Source organism: Pseudomonas sp. BF-R-01 (assembly GCF_019946615.1).
Lineage (GTDB): Bacteria > Pseudomonadota > Gammaproteobacteria > Pseudomonadales > Pseudomonadaceae > Aquipseudomonas > Aquipseudomonas migulae.
The window spans coordinates 1-4,429 of sequence record NZ_JAGYFX010000195.1; the positions used below are offsets into that span (position 1 = coordinate 1).

Here is a 4,429-nt window from a genome sequence, read left to right on the forward strand (position 1 = left end):
GTGTGTCATTCAGCAGAGATATTGACTGACACACCGCTTTCGCGAGCAAGCCCGCTCCCACAAGGGTTTTGTGTAAGTCGATGAATTTTCTGGCATCCTGCGCCTCCATTTTCTGACCCGGCCCGCCTTTCGGCACGCAAACCACCATGACCGCCTCTGAAAAAGCCCCTGCCCCGCGCCACAACGACCTGATCTACGGCCTCGACGACCGCCCGCATCTGACCGCCACCGTCTTCGCCGCCCTGCAACACGTACTCGCCAGCTTCGTCGGCATCATCACCCCGACCCTGATCATGGGCAGCGCCCTCGGCCTGCAAAGCGAAATCCCCTATCTGATCAGCATGGCGCTGTTTGTCTCGGGGCTGGGCACCTTCGTCCAGGCGCGCAAGTTCGGCCCGATCGGTTCCGGTTTGCTGTGTCTGCAAGGCACCAGTTTCTCGTTCATCAGTGTGATCCTCAGCGCCGGTTTCATGGTCAAGGCCCGCGGCGGCGGCACTGATGAGATCCTTTCGACAATCTTTGGCGTGTGCTTTTTCGCCGCGTTCATCGAAGTGGTGTTGAGCCAGTTCATCGGCAAATTGCGGATGCTGATCACGCCGGTGGTAACCGGGACGATCATCACGTTGATGGGGCTGTCGCTGATCAAAGTCGCCATGACCGACATCGCCGGCGGCTTCGGCGCGACGGATCTCGGCGCCGCCAGTCATCTGGCGTTGGCTGCGTTGGTGCTGGGCACCATCGTTGTGCTGAACCGTGTTGATGTGCCGTTCCTGCGCCTGGGCGCCATCGTGATCGGCCTGACCCTCGGTTATCTCGTGGCATGGCTCATGGGCCACGTGGATTTCGGCAGCATGCCCGACGTACCGCTGATGAGCGTGCCGGTGCCGTTCAAGTACGGTTTCAACTTCGACTGGGTGGCGTTCGTGCCGGTGGCGGTGATTTTCCTCGTGTCGCCGCTGGAGGCGGCCGGTGACCTGACGGCCAACTCGATGATTTCCCGGCAGCCGGTCAAAGGCCCGATCTACATTCGCCGGATCAAATCCGGCCTGCTCGCCGACGGCCTCAACTCGGCCATGGCGGCAGTGTTCAACAGCATGCCGATGGTGACCTTCGCGCAGAACAACGGCGTGATTCAACTGACCGGCGTGGCCAGCCGCTACGTGGCGTTTTTCATTGCCGGCCTGCTGGTGGTGCTGGGGCTGTTCCCGATGATCGGCGCGGTGCTGCAACTGATGCCGAAACCGGTACTCGGCGGCGCTGAACTGGTGATGTTCGGCACCGTTGCAGTGGCCGGGATCAAGATCCTCGCCGAAGCCGGCCTGCATCGGCGCAACATGCTGATCGTGGCGATTTCCCTCGGCATGGGCCTGGGGGTGGCAGCCGTGCCGGAGGTATTGCGCGAGCTGCCCAAGGCGCTGCATAACATCTTTGAATCGCCGATTACCGTCGGCGCGTTGTGCGCTATCGTGCTGAACATCTTCCTGCCTGAGGAATTCATCGAGCTGGAAGAAGACGATTTCGATCCGGAAGCCTCGATCCTCCAGGTCATGGAAAACCCGGATGTCCCGGCCAAAGGTTAACCCGCCACTCTGTAGGAGCCGGCTTGCCGGCGATGGCGGCCGTGAGACTTGCGTTGATTATTCGGCCGCCATCGCCAGCAAGCTGGCTCCTACAGGGGGTGGTGTGTCAGAGGAAGCGGACACCGGGTTTGGCCCGTTCATCCACGGTCAACTCGAACACGTCCGGTCGCGCGTAATGGCCGACGACGTCGTAGTCGTAACGCGCGCGGATCAGGTCGTCGGTGTCGATTTCGGCGGTGAGCAGGCCGCGCTCGCCGCGCAGCGGCCCGGCCAGAATGTCGCCCATTGGGCCAACGATTACGCTGCCGCCGGCAATCAACGGTCGATCCGCCGGCCAGTTGGCGATCTCTACGCCCAGCGCTTGCGGCGAGTCCTGAACCTGACAGGCACTGACCACAAAGCAGCGCCCTTCATGGGCGATATGGCGCATGCTCACCTGCCACATTTCCCGCTCGTCTACCGTGGGTGCGCACCACACCTCCACACCTTTGGCGTACATGGCGGTGCGCAGCAGCGGCATCATGTTTTCCCAGCACACCACCGCGCCGATCCGCCCGACCTGGCTGTCGATCACCGGTAACGTCGAGCCATCACCCTTGCCCCAGATCAGCCGTTCGGTGCCCGTGGGCATCAGTTTTCGGTGTTTGGCGACCAGCCCGGCCTGCGGGTCGAAATACAACGCGGTGCAATACAAAGTACTGCCGGCGCGTTCTATGACGCCAATCACCAGATTGGCCCCGGTGCGCGCCGACAACCCGGCCAGCGCTTCGGTTTCTACGCCCGGGACGTCGATGGCGTTGGCGAAATACCGGGAAAATGCTTCTCGACCTTCCGGCAGTCGATAACCCAGTTGCGTGCCGAACCCCTCGCCTTTCGGGTAACCACCAAGCAACGCTTCGGGCATGACCACCAGCGCCGCGCCGGCTTCAAGGATGGCGTTTTCGTACGAGAGAATTTGCTCCAGGGTCTCGGCTTTGCCGCCAGGCAGTGCGCCGATTTGCAGTGCAGCAACGATTGACTTGGGCATTGCAGTAACTCCATTCGAATCGGGTGTTGCTCATTCTCAGGCGCTACCGGATCATGAATAAAGCCCCGTTCGCTGCTGAATGATATGAACACCATGAATATCGCCACCGTCGATCTCAACCTGCTCAAAGTCTTCGAAGCCTTGCATGAGGAGTCCAGCGCCAGCCGTGCAGCGTTGCGTCTGGGCGTCACGCAGTCGGCGGTCAGCGCGGCGTTGCGCCGACTGCGCGAGGTGTATGGCGATCAGTTGTTTGTGCGCACCGGCCGAGGCCTGGCGCCGACGCTCAAGGCCAATCAGTTGAAACCGGTGGTCAGCGACGCGCTGAACAAATGCCGACAAAGCCTGGCGATGGTCGATCCGGCCGCCCATCACTACGAAGGCCGCTCGGTCACGGTGGGCATGTCGGATGATTTCGAAATTGCCTACGGCCGCCGCTTGATCGAAGAGATCGACCGTTGCGCGCCGAAGTTACGGCTGATCTTCCGCCAGACCCACAGCCAGATCGTCGCCCACGCGTTGATGGAGCGCAGTATCGACCTGGCGATCACGGCCGGCGGGTTTGCCGAACGGTTGCTGAGTCGTCAGGTGCTGGGGGAAGGCGATTATCTGTGTCTGGTTGACCCGACGAGTCTGGCCGCGGGACAACAAACCATCGACCTTGAGGAGTTCGTCACCCGTGAACATATTCTGGTGTCATCGGGTGGTTTTATCGGGATCACCGACGAAGGATTAGCCGCGTTAGGCCTGAGCCGGCGGGTATGCGCTTCGACCACGCATTTCGCAGCGTTGCCGCATCTGCTCAAGGGCAGTCAGGCGGTGGCGACCATCCCGGCGCATGCCGCCCGAAGCATCGCCGCGCTCAGCGGGTTGACGCTGCTGCCCTGCCCGTTGGCATTGCCGCGTTACCCGATCGAGCTGGGCTGGCGTACCAGCACGCAGCTCGATCCGGTGGTGTTGAAAGTGCGTGAGGCGATTGTCGCGATTTTTGCGTGAAGCCGGCCTTATTTGGCCGCCATCAACCGATTGACTTCACTGCGCACCATGTTGGCGAATTCCGGAGGCGACATGCCGTCGAGTTCGGAACGGACCCACTCGGCCCATTTGCCTTTGCGCTTGGCGCGTTCGCCAAACAAGCGTGCGGCCTCGCCTTTGGCTTTGCCCAGGTTGTTCTGCCAGAGTTCGAACAGACGGGATTTCTCGTCTTCAAGCGCTGCGCGCTCGGCAAGGGGTTTGTCGGCCAGATTGAAGCTCATGGGGAGTTACCTGCTGCGTAAATAGGCGACATCTTACACTGTAGGAAGAAATGTCCTGCGCAGGATTTTTCTACTGGAGGGCCTGCGCAGGTAAAATCGCTGCAACTTTTTCAATCGCCGCAGACTCCATTGTTCACTGCCCACTCACCTGCAAGGAGTATCCCAATGGCTCGGAAAACCGCCGCACAAGCCGCCGAAGACCAAATCAAGGATCAAGCGTTCAGCGAGCTTCAGGCGCTGATCGAAGAGTCGGAAAAATTGCTGAAAAGCAGTGCCTCGCTGGTCGGTGAGGAAGCGGACACGCTCCGTGGGCAAATCGCCCAGAAACTCCAGCAGGCGCGGGACTCGGTAACCCGTGTTCGTGACCGGACCTTGCCCGCAGTCGAAGCGACAGAAACCTATATCGGTGGTCATCCGTGGCAAACCGTGGCGATTTCCGCTGGTTTCGGTTTGGTTGTCGGGTTGTTGCTGGGCCGTCGTTAAGCCCGCAATAACACGCATTGAAATACGGTCACTGTAGGAGCCGGCTTGCCGGCGATAGCGGTCGATCAGCCAACATCTATATCGGC

General features: G+C 60.8%; 5 protein-coding genes. 3 read left to right on the forward strand and 2 right to left on the reverse strand.

The features are described 5' to 3' along the window. Nucleotides 1-146 precede the first annotated feature (146 nt). Complete coding sequence (locus KGB27_RS30980) at nt 147-1,580, forward strand: nucleobase:cation symporter-2 family protein (protein WP_008036659.1); 1,434 nt, start codon at nt 147-149, stop codon at nt 1,578-1,580. 106 nt (nt 1,581-1,686) lie between these two features. Here KGB27_RS30980 and KGB27_RS30985 read toward each other — a convergent pair whose 3' ends face one another. Then, nucleotides 1,687-2,607: a carbon-nitrogen hydrolase family protein gene (locus KGB27_RS30985; RefSeq protein ID WP_223557363.1), complete on the reverse strand. Its 921-nt coding sequence runs from the start codon at nt 2,605-2,607 to the stop codon at nt 1,687-1,689. Between the two features lie 84 nt (nt 2,608-2,691). On the opposite strand from KGB27_RS30985, the gene KGB27_RS30990 reads away from it, so the two are divergent. Then, nucleotides 2,692-3,600 (forward strand): LysR family transcriptional regulator, encoded by a 909-nt coding sequence (locus KGB27_RS30990; protein WP_207284389.1) that lies wholly within the window; start codon nt 2,692-2,694, stop codon nt 3,598-3,600. A gap of 8 nt (nt 3,601-3,608) precedes the next feature. Here KGB27_RS30990 and KGB27_RS30995 read toward each other — a convergent pair whose 3' ends face one another. Beyond that, the gene (locus KGB27_RS30995; RefSeq protein WP_007937833.1) at nt 3,609-3,860 is read right to left on the reverse strand and encodes a hypothetical protein; all 252 of its coding nucleotides are present in this window, start codon (nt 3,858-3,860) and stop codon (nt 3,609-3,611) included. A 165-nt stretch (nt 3,861-4,025) separates the two neighbouring features. Here KGB27_RS30995 and KGB27_RS31000 point away from each other — a divergent pair, with 165 nt between their 5' ends. Beyond that, nucleotides 4,026-4,343 carry a YqjD family protein gene (locus KGB27_RS31000; RefSeq protein ID WP_008029950.1) on the forward strand — a complete coding sequence of 106 codons (318 nt, stop codon included), beginning with the start codon at nt 4,026-4,028 and terminating at the stop codon, nt 4,341-4,343. Nucleotides 4,344-4,429: the final 86 nt, after the last annotated feature.

Bases quoted from the DNA above. Each gene is read 5' to 3' on its own strand.
- KGB27_RS30980 (WP_008036659.1), top strand. From the start codon at position 147: ATGACCGCCTCTGAAAAAGCCCCTGCCCCGCGCCACAACGACCTGATC.
- KGB27_RS30985 (WP_223557363.1), bottom strand. From the start codon at position 2,607: ATGCCCAAGTCAATCGTTGCTGCACTGCAAATCGGCGCACTGCCTGGC.
- KGB27_RS30995 (WP_007937833.1), bottom strand. From the start codon at position 3,860: ATGAGCTTCAATCTGGCCGACAAACCCCTTGCCGAGCGCGCAGCGCTT.
- KGB27_RS30990 (WP_207284389.1), top strand. From the start codon at position 2,692: ATGAACACCATGAATATCGCCACCGTCGATCTCAACCTGCTCAAAGTC.
- KGB27_RS31000 (WP_008029950.1), top strand. From the start codon at position 4,026: ATGGCTCGGAAAACCGCCGCACAAGCCGCCGAAGACCAAATCAAGGAT.